The organism is Mycoplasma sp. P36-A1 (genome assembly GCF_049478495.1).
Classification (GTDB): Bacteria; Bacillota_I; Bacilli_A; order JAJDGJ01; family JAJDGJ01; genus P36-A1.
This window is the reverse complement of the sequence record NZ_CP168083.1, coordinates 1,087,727-1,104,128: the sequence shown is the minus strand read 5'-3', so window position 1 is coordinate 1,104,128 and position 16,402 is coordinate 1,087,727. Positions and strand designations below refer to the sequence as shown.

The following is a 16,402-nucleotide window of genomic DNA, read 5'->3' as shown; positions in this document are numbered from 1 at the left end:
ATAACAAGGAGAATAATTATGAGAAAAAAAATTATTGGAGTCGCGTTTGCTTTCTTATTAGCAATCGGATTAACAGGATGTGGTGGATCTTCAAGTTCAACTAATGAAGATGCAGAAACTATTGGATTTTCAATTTCAACTTTAACAAACCCTTTCTTTGTAACAATGAAAGAAGCAGCTGAAGCTAAAGCAAAAGAAGTTGGAGTAAATCTTGAAGTACTAGATGCAAAAGATGATTCAGCAACACAAACATCTGATATTGAAAATTTAGTAAACAAAGGTATTAAAGTAATTATAGTAAACCCTACTGATTCAGCAGCTGTAGCACCAACAATTAAAACAGCAATTGAAAAAGGGGTAAAAATTATTTCAGTTGATAGATCAGTAGATGGTGCTGATGTAACTGCACACATAGCTTCTGATAATGTAGCTGGTGGAAAAATCGCTGGAGACTACATCGTAGATAAATTAGGTGGATCTGGTGGCGTTATTGAATTAGAAGGTAAACCAGGAGCATCAGCTGCAATTGAACGTGGTAAAGGATTTGAAGATGCAATTGCTGGTAAATTAGATTTAATAGCAAAACAAGCAGCAGACTTTGAAAGAGCAAAAGGATTAACAGTAATGGAAAACTTAGCTCAAGCACACTCAGGTAAATTTAAAGCAGTTTATGCTCAAAATGATGAAATGATTTTAGGAGCTTTACCTGCATTAGAAGGTATTGAAGGATTAATAACTGTTGGATTTGATGGTGGAGCTGATGCTTTACAATCAATTAAAGATGGTAAATTAACTGCAACAATTATGCAACAACCAAATATAATGGGAGAAAAAGGTGTTGAAACTGCCTTTGCTGTAGTAAGTGGAAAAGATGTTGATAAAACAATTCCAGTAGATACTGTTTTAGTAACAAGCGACAATGTTGCTGAATATTTAAAATAAGATTATATTTACAAAATGAAATAACATTATTTCATTAGAAATTAAACCTCTAAAGAATGCCTTTAGAGGTTTTTTATGTAAACTAAAAATCTTTCATATATAATATTTGAAGAAATCTTATTTAGTCTATTATTTAAAAAATACAACAGACATATCGCTTATATATAGAAATTCAACTTAAGAGGAATAGTATATTTTACAAAAGATTGTGTTATAATATTTTATGAGGTGATATGCATAAATGAAACAACTTTTCATAATTAATGATTTTGAAGGACCACTTGATTTACTTCTTCACTTAATAAAAGAAAATAAGATGGATATAATGGATTTTGAAATAACTACAATCATTAATCAATTTCTTGAAATGATAGATGCTGCTAAAAATATAAATTTAGAAATTGCTAGTGAATTCCTTGTTATGGCATCAACTCTAGTAGAGGTTAAATCAAAATTATTATTACCAAAGCCTGAAATAGAAATTGATTTAGAATATGAAGAAGAATCAAAAGAGGCTTTAGTAGAAAGACTTTTAGAATACAAAAGATATAAAGAATTAACTAGTGTCTTCAAACAATATAATGAAGAAAGAAGCTTGATTTATACTAAACCAGTTGAAAATCTAAACCAATTTGTTAAAACAGAAAAAAAAGTAGATCTTCCTAATAATTTAGACTTATATGACTTAATAAAATCTCTAGATAAGATGATGAAAAGAGTATCAAAAACACAGTCGATTAATTCAATTATGAAAAATGATGAAATTAGTGTAGAGGCTAGAAGCTTAGAAGTATTAAACCTTGTTAAAAGATATAATAAAGCTAAAATACCTTTTATAAACCTAATTAATATTAATACTAAAAGTTACTTAATTGTAACCTTCTTAGCAGTGCTAGATTTAGCTAAAAAACAAAAAATTATAATAATACAAGATAAAATTCTTGATGAAATATATGTTGAAGAGGTGATATAATTGAATGATAAGAAAGCCGTCTTAGAAGGACTATTATTCTTAGCAGGTGAAGAAGGAATTGATTTTATAACGATTCAAAAAGTGCTTGATATTGATGGAGAAACACTTACTATTTTAATAAATGAATTTGATCAATCATTAAAAGCAGCTGATCGTGGACTGATGCTAGTAGAGTTAGGCAATAAATATAAATTAAGTACTAAATCAATTCATCATAATTATTATGAAAAGCTAGTTGAAAATAATAGTTCATTTAATTTTACAAATGCTACACTTGAAACATTAGCAATTATTGCATATAAACAACCTGTAACAAGGGTTGATGTAGAACAAGTTAGAGGTGTAAACAGCGATAGTATTATAAGAAGATTATTAGCTAATTCACTTATAAAAGAGGTTGGTCGAAAAGAAACTTTAGGTAGACCTTTAATGTATGAAGTAACAAGTGAATTCTTAGATGTTTTTAATTTACAAAGTATTGAAGAATTACCTAAAATCGATTTGGAAAATGAAAACTTACAACAACAAAATATATTTAACACAAAGTTTAATGAGGAGTAGAAAATGGAAAGATTACAAAAATTTATTGCAGAAGCTGGAATAGCTTCTAGGCGTAAAGCAGAAGAAATGATAGCTCAAGGTAGAGTTAAAGTAAATAATGATATTGTTACTGAACAAGGAATAAAAGTGTCTGATAGTGATATTGTTTCAGTAGATGGGAAAAGAATAAAAAAGAAAGAAAAAAAAGAGTATTATTTATTATTCAAGCCAAGAGGGGTAATTTCTTCATCTAGTGATGAAAAAGAAAGAACGACTGTAATAGATCTAATTGATGAAAGTAATGCAAGATTATATCCTGTAGGTAGATTAGACTATGATACTAGTGGTGTGATTATAATTACCAATGATGGTGAGTTTGCAAACTTATTAATGCATCCTTCAAACAAGATTAAAAAGACATATGTTGCTATGGTAGATGGTCTTATTGATGCTCAAGCAATGAAAAATCTTGAACAAGGAATTATTTTAGATGGTAAAAAAACAGCAAAAGCAAAAGCTAAAATAATGAATAAAGACAGCAAGCATAACAATTCAAAGGTAAGGCTAACAATTACTGAAGGAATGTATCATCAGGTTAAAAGAATGTTTGAAGCTGTAGGATTTCCAGTAAAAAAACTACATAGAGAAATGTATGGACTAATAAATTTAAATGGATTAGAACCTGGACAATACCGTAAATTAAAGACAGATGAAATAAATGATTTAAAAAATCTAGCTACAGGAAAGCCTTTAGAATACAAGTAATCTAAAGTTTAAAGAAGTAAACGTTTTCAGTTCTAAATAACTATAAATAATTAATATCATGTTAGATAGTTTCCAATTAATGTATTTTTTAATTATTTTTATCTATAGTTACTTTAATTTACTTCGAATATCTTGTATAATGGATATGTACTAAAAATGTATACTATATTATAAGGAGTGTTTTGATGATTTTTAGCGGAAAAGGTAGAATTCATCTGAATGGTCATAAAGACCTAACAGATAAAGCAAAACCTATCGTAATTAATGATTTCGAATACGTTTACATTCCAATGATGAATATGAACAATACTAATATTGAAATACTTGTAAAAGAAGGGGATTATGTTAAAGTTGGACAATTAATTGGACAACGTAACGATCACTTTAATGTGCCAATCTTTTCAAGTGTATCAGGAGAAGTAGTAGGAATCGAAAAAATGATGAGTGCTAGTTTAATTTATGCTCAACATGTCAAAATTAAAAATGACATGAAATTTGATGCTATTGAACAAACTAGTAAACTTGATGTTTCAAGCGCTGGTAGAAAAGAGATTGTAGAAGCAATAAAAGCAGCTGGTATTACAGGTTGTGGGGGATCAGGATTCCCAACTTATGTTAAATACAACTCAGAAGCTATCATAGACACTGTTTTAATTAACGGTGTAGAATGTGAGCCATACATTACTATCGACTATAAAATGATGATAACGTATGCAGAAGATTTAGTTCTTGGTGTTAAATATTTACTAAAAGCTTCAAATGCTAAAAAAGCTATTATTGCTTTCAAAACTGGTAAAACAGCTTTAAAAGAAGCAGTAGCTAAAGCATTAGAAAATGTTAGTGAAGATATCACATTTAAAGAAGTTCCAGATGTATATCCAATGGGATGGGAACGTACTTTAATAAAAGAATTATTCCAAAAAAGATACAAGACTTTACCTTCAGAAATTGGTGTTATTGTTAATAACTCAACTACTGCAATTAAAGTTGCTCAAGCATTACAAGGAAGATTACAATATACAACAGGACTTACACTTTCTGGTGAAGCATTAAATACACCAACAAATGTAATTGTACCTACTGGTGCTAAAATTGCTGATATTGTAGAAAAAATTGGAGGATACAAATCTGATTTAACTCCAGGTACTGCTAAATTAGTTATGGGTGGACCAATGATGGGTAAAGCTGTTGTTACTGATGAAGTAGCTACAAACACTTATACAAATGCTGTAAACGTTCTATATGATGAAGGTCTTGAAGATGTTGCCTGCCTTAGATGTAGTCGCTGTGTTGAATACTGCCCAGCAGGATTACAACCAGTTCAAATCAAAGATGCTGAATTAGCTCAAGATGTTAAACAACTTGAAAAATTAGCAGCAGACACATGTATTTCATGTGGTTTGTGTAGTTATATCTGTCCAAGTAGAATTCAGGTAACTGACTACACATCTAAAGGTAAGAACAGACTTTTAGGTTCAAAAAAATAGGAGGCGTATTTAATGAAATTCAAATATAGTCTATCTCCAAATTATCATCATCCATTAAGCACTAAACAAATGATGAAAGATTTAATGATAGCGTTAGTATTTATTAGTATTTGTAGTTTAATACTACAATTCAACTTATATGGAATGACAGGAGCAATAAGAGCTTTCTTAATCATGGTAGTTGCAGTAATAGGTTGTGTAGGAACAGACTTTTTATATTTTAAAGCTGTTAAAATTACTGGTAATAAAATGAAAGCTAAAGTAAATGAAAATGTTCCTTTTATAACAGGTTTAATTTTAGCTTTATGTCTTCCATTAGGAGATTTATCAAGCAACATGATTTTATATGTAACATTAATATCTGCAATTATTGCAGAATTATTTGGTAAATTAATTTATGGTGGATTTGGTTACAACATCTTTAACCCAGCTGCAGTTGGTCGTGCATTTGCATTACTTGCATTTGGTGCTTTATTAGTTGTACCACAAATAGATGGTCTTGCTTCAGCTACACCATTAGCTTCTTTAGCTAGTAGTGGTGGAATCAATGCAGTAAAAGGATCAGTAACTGATTTTACTTCATTCTTAATTGGTACACATGGTGGATCAATAGGTGAAACAATGGTTATCCCATTAATCATAGCAGGAATCTTCCTTGCTTATAGAAGAGTAATTGACTGGGTTTTACCAGTAGTTGCCGTTTTATTTGTAGGATTACTTGCATTTATTATTGGATCTTTTGATGGACATGCATTAAATTATGTATATGTTCATATGTTTGCAGGTGGATTAATGTTAGGAGCTGTATTAATGATTACAGATCCAGTTACAAATCCAATTTCTCGTCAAGGTAAAATTATATATGCAATTTTATTTGCAACTATTACATTCTTAATTAGACTTTTTGCAAGTTTACCAGAAGGTGTAGTATTCTCAATTTTAATTTGTAATATGTTTGTGCCAATGATTGATAAATTTACTGCAAATGTTACAGATGTTAATACAGGTAAAAAAGCATTATCAGTAGCTGTAGTAGCAATTGTCTGCATTTTACTAACAATTTTATTCAAAATTGCACAAGGTTAGGCGAGGTAATATAATATGAAAAAAATAGTTAAATTAGCCGTATTTCTAAGCGCAATTTGTATATTAGCATCAGCTGCATTATACTTTGTAAACGATATTACATCAGTAATTATTCAAAGAAATACACAAGCAGAAACAAATAAACTTTTAGCTGAACTTTATCCAGATGCTGAAGATTTTGAAGCTCAAGAAGCAGCAGAAAAACCAATCACTGGTATTTATAAAGCTGTAAAAGGTAAAGAAGCTCAAGGAACTGTTTATGAAATAAAAACAAACGGATTCCAAAGTGAAATTGCGATGTTACTTGCAATTAACACTGATGGAAGCCTTGGAGGAATGAAAGTTATTTCTCAAGCTGAGACTCCAGGTTATGGAACTCAAATCACAACAAATCAAGATTACATTAATCAGTATACTGAAAAAACTGTTAATGATGAAATCGACACTATTACAGGTTCAACTGTTACAACTTCAGCTGTAAAAACAGCAGTAGATGCAGCAATTGCAAACTGGAAAAGTAATAATTAAGGGAGGCTTTTAGAAATGAAATCAAATGAGTTAATGAAAATCTTTTCAGCTGGTATTTTCAAAGAAAATCCTGTATTCGTATTATTCCTTGGAATGTGTCCATCATTAGGTGTTACAACTACTGTTGTTAATGCTCTTGGTATGGGAGTAGGTGTACTTGCAGTATTACTACTTTCAAACATCATTATTTCATTAGTTAGAAATATTGTACCAGATGAAATTCGTATACCGGTTTTCATCGTAATTATCGCAACATTAGTTACTATTTTACAAATGTTTATGCAAGCATATACACCATCATTATACGATTCAATGAAAGTATTTATACCACTTATCGTTGTTAACTGTATCATTTTAGGTCGTGCTGAAGCATTTGCATCACAAAATGGACCTGGTAAATCAGCACTAGATGCATTAGGAATGGGATTAGGGTTTACTTTAGCACTATTCGTAATTGCATTTTGTAGAGAATTACTTGGAACAGGAGCTATTGCAGGAATTCAAATTTTCCCTGCAGACTTTGCAATCGGAGCATTTACTACAGCAGTAGGAGCATTCCTAACTTTAGGAACTCTAGCTGGTATTACAATGATCTATTCAAATAGTAAACAAGATAAAAAAGATGCTGCTGAAAAAGCTCGTATTGCTGAGCTTAAAAAAATCGCAGCAGAAAAAAAAGCTGCAGCTGCTAAAGCTGCAACACAAGGGGAGGTAGCTTAATATGGAATTATTCCTATTGTTCATGGGTTCTGCCCTAGTTCATAATATTATCCTTACTCAATTCTTAGGTATTTGTCCATTCCTTGGAGTATCAAAGAAAAGTGAATCAGCTATAGGTATGGGTGCAGCCGTAACATTTGTTATTTTCATAGCATCTATCCTTGCTTATGTAGTATACAATATGTTACTAGTACCTTTAAAAATAGAATATATGCAAACAATTGCATTTATTTTAGTTATCGCATCACTAGTACAATTTGTTGAGATGTTTATTAAAAAATTCTCACCATCATTATATAAATCTTTAGGAGTTTTCCTTCCATTAATTACTACAAACTGTGCCGTATTAGGTACTGCAAATGCAGTAATTACTAATGAATATGGATTTGCTGAAACATTAGTTTATTCAATCGGTATCTCATTAGGATTTACATTAATAATGTATGTATTCTCTACTATTCGTGAAAGATTAGAGATAGCTCCAATAACTAGATCATTCAAAGGAAATCCAATTGCACTTGTAACAGCTGCAATCATGGCACTTGCTTTCTTTGGCCTAGGTGGATTGGTTTAAGATCATGCAATTCTTAGTGTTACTTGGCTTTGTGGCAATTATTGTATCAATGTTTTTCCTAACTTATTATTTAAATAATAATACAGAAAAACCATTAGATATTGATATGGCAGATTGTGGTGGATGTCACAACATAAGTTGTGGTCATTACAAAGCTGAAAGAAAAAATAAGGAGGAAAACTAATAATGTATGCAGTACTTACACTTGCTATTATGGGTATTGTTCTAGGAGTTATCCTAGGATTAGCTGACAAATTTCTTCAAGTTGAAATTGATGAAAGAGTTAAAACAATTAATGATATGCTACCTCAATTTAACTGTGGAGCATGTGGATTTCCAGGATGTATGGGTTTAGCTGAAGCAATCGTCGAAGAAACTGGTAGAGTTTCAAATTGTAAACCAATTAAAGAAGATGCTAAAGAAGAAATCTATAAATATATGGAAACAGCCGAAGGACCAAATGGCGAAAAATTTAATATAGCAAAAGTTAAATAATTATTATAAAAAGCTATAATGTATTGATTATTAATCAAACATTATAGCTTTTTTTGTGCTTTTTTACATTAGATTATACTATAAATAATGTTGCTAATAAAATAAATATAGAGAAGTTTAATCTCATTTACTTTAATTATATTAAGATCATTAATAATAATATAATCATAAAAAAGGATATTTTACATATATCATATAAGATAGATTAACATTAGTTATAAGATTTAAACTTATATTCTTTTTATATGTATTGTTAAAATAAAATTAATAATAAATTACTAAATCATATTTAAGATACATATTTTTTAACTTTATTAAAATATTTTTATGTATCTATAATACACTATAAAAATAGATTGTAATTTAAAAGTTGGTTTGATATACTTTATTTATCAAATATAAGCGCCTAGGTATCATTAAATTTGAAAAGATAAGAAGTATTAAAACAAATTGAAGGAGAATAAAATGTGAAAAATGTAAAATTTATTGTGCTTGTTTTTTACCTTACTTTAGGAATTAATATATTAAATAACAACTCAGTTTCAGCAATTAGCAATAATAAAGAAATTAATATTCAAACTAACAACAATACAATAATAACAAAAGAAAACATATATAAACATCTACTTGATATGGGTTTTTCTAAGAATGAAAGTAGCAAACTTATAAATAGTGATCCAGTCTTAAATAATGAATTATTGAATACTGAGTATTCAAATTCAAGATATAATACTACAATAAAAATAAGCAATTCAGATTTAGGATTATCTTTAACTTTAAATGGTATAGCATCTATGTCAAAAGCAACATTAGCAAAAAAAATAGTATTAAAAATGGGAGCATCTGCTGCATTATGGGCACCAATAGCTGTAGGATCAATAGTAGGTTATTTAAATGATAAAGCGGGTTGTAAAGGTTTTAATAGCAATATACAACAACTGTATTCAACTAACAATGATGGTTTTATTAGTTGGATTGTTGGACCACTAACTATTAAGCCGTATAAATGATGAAGTTTAAATTCAACATACAATTATGTATTTATTCTATTGTTGCGATAGTTTATTTCATAGTTTTACCATTTTTATCATTATCACTATACAATAAATACTTGTTTCCCATACTATTTTTCCCAGCTTTATTAACAAGCTATACTTATTTAAAAAACAAAAAGAATATTATAAGTATATTACTATTTATTACAATAATTATATTTTATATTTATATTTTATTTAATATGTTTATATAAATGACTAGACTGAAACTTAAATGTATAATTTTACATAACACCCATTAAAGTTAGTATAAATTCTAACTTTAATGGGTGTTATTATATATCTAAATATGCTAGTGTTTTAAACTATAATTAACTAGGCAACCTTTAAGTTTGTAACCTTCTTATTTTTTATGTATCTTTTATTATTAGTACTTGATTTGATAATTTTTCCTTTTAGAGTTAAGCCTTTATAAGTCTCTTTTTTAGAATAAGCGGCAAAATTACCAACAGAACTACTAGAAGTAGCATAGACATTACCTTTTGCCTTTGAATTATATATAACACCTAAATTACTTGCGACAAAGCCACCAATTTCTTTTTTAGAGTAGGTGTTACCAGTAGCTATACAATTTTTAAGTGTACCTTCATTATCAGCAACAAAACCAGCAGCTTGAAAAACTTTAGCATAAGAATTAGCATTTGTTTTTGTATTCGAAACATAACCAAACTCATTGTCTCCAATAGCTCCAGCAGCTTCATCATTTAAAGAATAAACATGATACTTAGCTTTCTTAGCATTAAAAGTGCTGTTGTGAAGTCTAGCAAAATTATTTATTCCAACAATACCACCAACTTCAGAATAACCTTTGATATAAACTTCACCTGAAATATTTACATTGTTTATGCTAGCTTGTAAATTCTTATACTTACTACCTTTATAACTAATCCATGAGTATTTATTACTATCATATTTTTGTAAGTTAAAGCCAACAGCTCCACCAATTCTTTTACCTCCATAAACTTTAATATTAGAGACTTTTACATCGTTAATTTTTGCATTTTTATTTATAGAAGGGGACTTATGATTAATACCAGCAATACCACCAATAGCATCATCAGCATATATTCTTATATTATTTATTGAACTATTACTAATAATAGCACTTCTATTATACCCAACAATACCACCAAAATAATCACCTTCATATGATTTTTTACTACCATTGAAAGCTAAATTACTATATTTTTTATTATTATTAGCTCTTTTAGATTTTAAACGTATATTATCCAGTTTAACATTCTTAATAATAGCTTGTTTAATTACTCTTTTAGCATAAGTTTTATTCTTATTAGAAGAAACATTATTAGCAACTAATCCTCCAGCAATATCATTACAAACAACATTAACCTTACTAGCCTTAATATTTTCTACAATACCCTTATTTTCAGAAATAATACCACAATAATTATTACCAACAACATTGATTTTATAAAAATTTACATCTTTAATTACACCATAATTATATGAAATAACTCCTTGATTATTAGCATTATCATTATTAAGAATTCTTGCATTATTAATGTTTAAATTAACAATCTGTCCATAGTTTTTAGCTATTAGTACTTTTGAAGTACCAATAAATGCTTTATTATTTCCATATACAATTACATTTTTATTTATAGTAGCAGTATTCATATTAGATCCAGAAAAATTAATATCTTTTACAATATTAATATTTTTATTCTTAATATTAATACTATTTGTAGCAAAATTATTCCATTCAGCTAAAGTAGTGATGTTTATAATAGAATCATCAACTTTTATTGCTTTCATATCACATTCAATATTCAAATCATCTAAAATATCACATTTATTCTTTTGACATTGAGCATCACAATACAAACTATCATTAATATTTTTATCACTTATAGAAAAGATGTACTTATTATTAGTATATTTATTGATTTTACTGTAGCCAGCTTGATAATTAGTAACATCATCTTTTTCATTTGCCATTACAAAGGTTTGATTTATATTTATTATTATGATTATCATAATAAAGGGTAGTATTTTCTTTATAGTATTTTTAATATATATATTTAACATTATTGGCCACCTTTCAATTTGTTCACTATTTGTCTAAACCATTATACCATAATGCTTTAAATATATTAAGTTAAAATTAATTAAGTGAAAATAATATTATGATTATCAATAAATAAACAATTAATAATTAGTAACAATATATTAACAACCATCTAATATGACTAAATAATAAGAGATTTTTATAATAATATTTGATAGAACCTTTAACTTAGACAAGCTAAATGTTACAATTAAGTAAGTAAACAATAGGAATTAAACAAAGGAGATATTTATGGACGTATATTCACAATCAATTGAGTTGCATAAAAAGTTAAAAGGTAAAATTAGTACAGAAACTAAAATGCCAATTAAAACTAAAGAAGAATTATCACTTCTATATTCACCTGGTGTTGCACAACCATGTATTGAAATAGCTGATGATGAAAGCAAAGTATATGATTATACAATTAAGGGAAATACTATTGCTATTATTAGTGATGGTAGTGCAGTTTTAGGTTTAGGAGATATCAAAGCTAAAGCTTCAATTCCAGTAATGGAAGGTAAAGCAGCCTTATTTAAATCATTTGCAGATGTTAATGCTTTTCCAATATGTGTGGAAACGCAAGATGCAGATGAAATAATACAAATAGCTAAAAATATAGCTCCAGTATTTGGTGGAATTAATCTAGAAGATATTAAAGCTCCAAAATGCTTTTATGTTGAAGAAAAATTAAAAGAGATGTTAGATATTCCAGTTTTTCATGATGATCAACACGGAACTGCAATAGTATGTCTATCTGGATTAGTAAATGCCTTAAAAGTAGTTAATAAAAAAATAGAAGACATTAAAGTTGTTGTTAATGGTCTAGGATCTGCAGGAGTAGCTATTGTAAAACTATTTGCAGTCTATGGAGTTAAGAATTTTTCTTTATGTGATATCAATGGAGAGATATTTAGTGGAGAATTAACACCAGATTTAATTGATGGTTTAGTTGATATGATTCAAGAAAGAAAAGTTATCACTGACTCACCTAAATTAGCTGAAGCAATTAAGGGTGGAGATGTTTTTATTGGAGTATCAGCAGCTAACATTGTTACAAAAGAAATGGCAGAATCAATGAATAAAGATGCTATTATATTTGCAATGGCTAATCCTAATCCTGAAATAAAACCAGAACTAGCTAAAGAAGCAGGAGTAGCTATAATGGCAACAGGTCGTAGTGACTATCCAAATCAAATTAATAATGTCTTAGTTTTCCCTGGTATTTTTAAAGGGGCATTAGATGTTAGAGCTAAAGCAATTAACACTGAAATGAAAATTGCAGCAGTAGAAGCTTTATCTAGTATTATAAGCGATGAAGAACTTAGTAGAGAGTATATAATACCTAGTCCATTTGATGAAAGAGTTGTCGAAAGAATTAGTAATGCAGTCAAACAAGCAGCAATAGATACAAATGTTGCTAGAATAAAATAACAAAAAAACTATCACTTCATTCAAGTGATAGTTTTTTATAATGTAATTTTACATTCGTTATACTCAGCTATAAAGTTTGCAACATTGCTTTCATCAATAACAATAACAGATCTTAGATAATATATTATATTAGCAAGTGATAGTGTTTTTTGACTCATGTTTGATTCAAATTCAGTCACTAAATTATCAGCCATTTTATATAAAAGAAATGTAATCATATTTTTAAAATCAGTAGATGTTTCTAAATTTTCACCTTTACTTTTATTTAAAGTAGTTAATGCATCTTTATATCTTTCCTGTATTATTTCAGTTTGATATATATTATTCTCTAAAGCTAAATTGTATAAGTCATTCAATATTATTTCATCACTTATAGTATTTTTAATTACTTTATTGAAAACAAACTCTAAACATTCTTTTTTCTTAGCATCAATGAAATCGTTACTTTTAATAGTATATTCACTGTACTTATCAATAACATCATTTAATTCAACTTTAAACTCATCTATTGTACCAATATCTGAAGATTGATTACTATAGTCTAATATGTTCATAGTATTACCCCCTTATAATATAAAATATTATACCAAATAGTTGTAATAATAAAGCATAAGGCTTTATTTAATAAAAACTATACAATTAATTATGATATTTAGTTACATCTATGATGTAATAAACAATAAAGATATTACTTATTTATAAGTTATGACACTATCCATTCTTACATCATAAGAATCAGTAGGTAATTTTTCAAATATAAATTCATTAAAGCTAATACCAACTATAGCTGAATTTGTTGCTTTAATAATATAACGATCATAGAAACCTTTACCATGACCAAGTCGTTCATTTTTCTTATCAAAGGCAGCAGCAGGAACTAAAATCAAATCCAATTCTCTTGGATCAATTGTATCATCATTATATGCTTCTAAACAGCCAAACTTAGTCATTCTTACTTTTGTAGGATCATATTTAACAGCTACCATTTGACCATCTTTAATAATTTTAGGAATATAAATATTTAATTTAGAATTATTAGCTAAAGATGTTAAATCTACCTCATTTGACATAGGTAAATAAATAAAAATATTTTGATAGTTGTTTTTATTTATTAACTCATTAACTTGCTCTAATATATTAGTATTTTGTTGTTCTTTATCTTTAATTATTATAGATTTAGCATATTTACGATAGTTTCTTTTATTTTCTTTTAAGCCAATTAAACTTATCATACGACCACAATTCTTATTTTCTCTATATGAAAAATAATCACTATATGTAAAGGTATCATGATTTAAATATTGAATGTTATCAATAAGAATACCTGCTTTTTGTAATTGTAAAGTATTATATAATCTATTATCAAATAAATATTTACCATTACTCTTAGTTTTAAATAATTTTTCAATATCAAATATTTTAGATGCATTAACTAAGTTTTTAACATAATCATCAACTTCATAACTATCTTGCATTATACTTGGCCCTAAAAAAACTTTAGTAGTTTCTAGATTTAAACATTCATTTTTTACAAGATAGTTTATAGTATTAAAAGCAATAAGTTTTGCAGAGCCAGCATAACCAGCATGAATAGCACAAACAATGTTACTTTTATAATCATATACTAATATTGGTAAACAATCAGCTGTAAATACAGATATGTAGACACCAGGTTCTTTTGTGTATAAAGCATCTGCTTGATCAATAGGATTTAGCAAACCTTTGTTTACCTTAATAATTTTAGAACTGTGTATCTGTTTAAGATAGTAAATATTATTAACATCAATATTTAAATCATTAGCAAGAATGTTGTAATTAGCATCCACATCTTCTTTTTTATCATTTACATGATAGCCAAAATTTAAATTATTTAAAGGTAGAGATGATACTCCATCTTTATTATTTGAAGTAATTGCTAAGACATTATCATCATTAATCCAAGTATAATACATATTATTTATCCTCTCTTTAATTGAAGTATTAATTCATAATTATTATCAATTGTAATAGTTTCATTAGTATTAAATGTTACCATACCTAATTTAGCACCTTTTAATTTTTTTAAATTTTTAACTAAAGTGTAATCAACATCATACTTTATGTCTTTAGATGCCTTTGAATAATATAAAGCTAATCTTGCTCCCCATTCTAAATCATTTGAAGTAACATTTTCAGAATGAATAATAACATGAGAACCTGGAATACCTTTAACATGCGTCCATGTATCAAAGCGACTTGCTAATTTAAAGGTAATATAATCATTTTGAATATTATTTTTACCGACAAATAAAGTAGTATTATCAGGAGTAATGTATGTTTCATACATTGGTGCTTTCTTCTTTTTCTTAGATATTTTATGATTTTTAATATGAATATATTTTTTACTAACTAGTTCATCAATAATTTCACTAGTATCATTAATATTAGCATATTCTAAATTTTCAAGACTATTTGATAAGACATCATTAATTATGGTAGCTTGATCAATTTGTTCTTGAATAAAAGATAGTGAATTTTTAGCTTTATTATACTTATTCATGATTCTACTTGCATTTTCTATTAAAGTATATTTAGAATCAAGAACGATAGTTATACTCTTATTTAAATCATAATCAAATACATCAATTTGATCATATCGCTTATTCTTATCGTATAAGTAAATATTATTAAAAATTAAAGTAGCTTCATATTTTAAATTATCATTGTTTTGATTAACAATTAAATCATTAGATAATTTATCTATTTTACGTGAATTCTTTTTTATTGTTGATTTTATTGTTTTAATCTCTTTCTTAAAGATTTGGTTAATCGACTTTTCACTACTTTCTTTAGAATATTGATAATCAAAAGCAGCATTAATATCATTAAATTGCTTATATTCTTTTGAAGTATAGTTTAAAGGAATCATTGAAATAATATCATCATAAACATAAACCTTATTAGAATCAAGATATTCTTTTAAAATAGAACTTGCATCATATCCTTGAGTATTTAAATGTAGAAATTCTTTATTAATCATCGAACTAAATCCTTGATACTCTTTTGTATAGTCACTAGAATTTTCAATAGATTTTAAAGGATTCTTTTTATCAGATACTAAAGGTTCATAGTAAGCACCTTTATGCATAATTCTAACAGTTCCCATAGATAAAGGAACAAATCTCAAAGTATGAATAATTTTAAAATTTTCATCAGTTAAAATAGTATTTGAATGTCTTCCTACTAATTCAAATATAAGATATCTTTTTTGTTCATCTCTTAATTCATTTAATTTAGTAATTTCAAAAATAATACTTCTATCTGCTTCAGTTTGCTTAATATCACTAATAATCCCACCTTCTAATTGTTTTCTTAAAACCATAGTAAAGTTTGTAGGAGTATCTAATGTTTGATAATTGTTTTCACTTAAATGCAACCTAAATGTATTGCTTTGTATAGAGTTAATAAGTTGATAACTCTTTCTATTTGCTCTTATTTTAAATAACAATTCAAAATCATTCAATTGATATATTTTTTGTATTTTTCCAGTAAGAATTTTTTCTTTTAAATCCTTTACTAAGATTGTTGTTAATAGTCCATCTATCATTTTTATCACCCAGTAAATTATAACATATATAAAGTAATTATATATGAATCTTTTAATCAAGACTTAATACTAATTGTGTAATTATAGTGATAAAGATAACTTATTCACAAGTACATATTGAAATATTTCTAAATAAAATATATAATTAA

Annotated in this window: 17 protein-coding genes; 13 read left to right on the top strand and 4 right to left on the bottom strand. The window is 27.3% G+C overall.

Annotation, left to right across the window (positions count from 1 at the left end; all coding sequences use genetic code 4):
- Positions 1 to 18 precede the first annotated feature (18 nt).
- The 12 genes from ACD762_RS05270 to ACD762_RS05215 all read left to right on the top strand — a co-directional run bounded on the left by ACD762_RS05270 (position 19) and on the right by ACD762_RS05215 (position 9,171).
- Positions 19 to 942 carry a substrate-binding domain-containing protein gene (locus ACD762_RS05270; RefSeq protein WP_423362933.1) on the top strand — a complete coding sequence of 308 codons (924 nt, stop codon included), beginning with the start codon at positions 19 to 21 and terminating at the stop codon, positions 940 to 942.
- 241 nt (positions 943 to 1,183) lie between these two features.
- Positions 1,184 to 1,915: a segregation/condensation protein A gene (locus tag ACD762_RS05265; RefSeq protein WP_423362931.1), complete on the top strand. Its 732-nt coding sequence runs from the start codon at positions 1,184 to 1,186 to the stop codon at positions 1,913 to 1,915.
- A complete protein-coding gene (gene scpB / locus ACD762_RS05260; RefSeq protein WP_423362929.1) occupies positions 1,916 to 2,476 on the top strand; it encodes an SMC-Scp complex subunit ScpB in 561 nt (186 codons plus the stop codon).
- A gap of 3 nt (positions 2,477 to 2,479) precedes the next feature.
- On the top strand, positions 2,480 to 3,220 hold the full coding sequence (locus tag ACD762_RS05255) for a pseudouridine synthase (RefSeq protein ID WP_423362927.1): 741 nt from the start codon (positions 2,480 to 2,482) through the stop codon (positions 3,218 to 3,220).
- Positions 3,221 to 3,405: 185 nt separating this feature from the next.
- Positions 3,406 to 4,707 (top strand): RnfABCDGE type electron transport complex subunit C, encoded by a 1,302-nt coding sequence (locus ACD762_RS05250; RefSeq protein WP_423362926.1) that lies wholly within the window; start codon positions 3,406 to 3,408, stop codon positions 4,705 to 4,707.
- Between the two features lie 12 nt (positions 4,708 to 4,719).
- Positions 4,720 to 5,793, top strand: a complete 1,074-nt coding sequence (locus tag ACD762_RS05245) for an RnfABCDGE type electron transport complex subunit D (protein ID WP_423362924.1) — start codon at positions 4,720 to 4,722, stop codon at positions 5,791 to 5,793.
- Between the two features lie 15 nt (positions 5,794 to 5,808).
- Complete coding sequence (locus ACD762_RS05240) at positions 5,809 to 6,321, top strand: FMN-binding protein (RefSeq protein ID WP_423362922.1); 513 nt, start codon at positions 5,809 to 5,811, stop codon at positions 6,319 to 6,321.
- A 15-nt stretch (positions 6,322 to 6,336) separates the two neighbouring features.
- Positions 6,337 to 7,041 (top strand): electron transport complex subunit RsxE, encoded by a 705-nt coding sequence (gene rsxE, locus ACD762_RS05235; RefSeq protein ID WP_423362920.1) that lies wholly within the window; start codon positions 6,337 to 6,339, stop codon positions 7,039 to 7,041.
- Position 7,042: 1 nt separating this feature from the next.
- Positions 7,043 to 7,615, top strand: coding sequence for an electron transport complex protein RnfA (locus tag ACD762_RS05230; RefSeq protein WP_423362918.1), 573 nt, complete (start codon positions 7,043 to 7,045; stop codon positions 7,613 to 7,615).
- A complete protein-coding gene (locus tag ACD762_RS05225; RefSeq protein WP_423362916.1) occupies positions 7,602 to 7,799 on the top strand; it encodes a hypothetical protein in 198 nt (65 codons plus the stop codon). Before ACD762_RS05230 ends, ACD762_RS05225 begins: the two co-directional genes overlap by 14 nt.
- Positions 7,800 to 7,801: 2 nt before the next feature.
- The gene (locus tag ACD762_RS05220) at positions 7,802 to 8,110 is read left to right on the top strand and encodes an RnfABCDGE type electron transport complex subunit B (protein ID WP_423362914.1); all 309 of its coding nucleotides are present in this window, start codon (positions 7,802 to 7,804) and stop codon (positions 8,108 to 8,110) included.
- 467 nt (positions 8,111 to 8,577) lie between these two features.
- Complete coding sequence (locus tag ACD762_RS05215) at positions 8,578 to 9,171, top strand: hypothetical protein (RefSeq protein ID WP_423362912.1); 594 nt, start codon at positions 8,578 to 8,580, stop codon at positions 9,169 to 9,171.
- Positions 9,172 to 9,480: 309 nt separating this feature from the next.
- Here ACD762_RS05215 and ACD762_RS05210 read toward each other — a convergent pair whose 3' ends face one another.
- On the bottom strand, positions 9,481 to 11,214 hold the full coding sequence (locus ACD762_RS05210) for a hypothetical protein (RefSeq protein WP_423362910.1): 1,734 nt from the start codon (positions 11,212 to 11,214) through the stop codon (positions 9,481 to 9,483).
- Between the two features lie 271 nt (positions 11,215 to 11,485).
- On the opposite strand from ACD762_RS05210, the gene ACD762_RS05205 reads away from it, so the two are divergent.
- Positions 11,486 to 12,667, top strand: a complete 1,182-nt coding sequence (locus tag ACD762_RS05205; RefSeq protein ID WP_423362908.1) for an NAD(P)-dependent malic enzyme — start codon at positions 11,486 to 11,488, stop codon at positions 12,665 to 12,667.
- A gap of 35 nt (positions 12,668 to 12,702) precedes the next feature.
- On the opposite strand, the gene ACD762_RS05200 is transcribed toward ACD762_RS05205, so the two are convergent.
- From ACD762_RS05200 to ACD762_RS05190, 3 genes are all read right to left on the bottom strand, one after another.
- A complete protein-coding gene (locus tag ACD762_RS05200; RefSeq protein ID WP_423362906.1) occupies positions 12,703 to 13,221 on the bottom strand; it encodes a hypothetical protein in 519 nt (172 codons plus the stop codon).
- 138 nt (positions 13,222 to 13,359) lie between these two features.
- Positions 13,360 to 14,619, bottom strand: coding sequence for a peptidoglycan editing factor PgeF (pgeF, locus tag ACD762_RS05195; protein ID WP_423362904.1), 1,260 nt, complete (start codon positions 14,617 to 14,619; stop codon positions 13,360 to 13,362).
- Positions 14,620 to 14,624: 5 nt separating this feature from the next.
- The gene (locus ACD762_RS05190) at positions 14,625 to 16,253 is read right to left on the bottom strand and encodes an Rqc2 family fibronectin-binding protein (RefSeq protein WP_423362903.1); all 1,629 of its coding nucleotides are present in this window, start codon (positions 16,251 to 16,253) and stop codon (positions 14,625 to 14,627) included.
- Positions 16,254 to 16,402 lie beyond the last annotated feature (149 nt).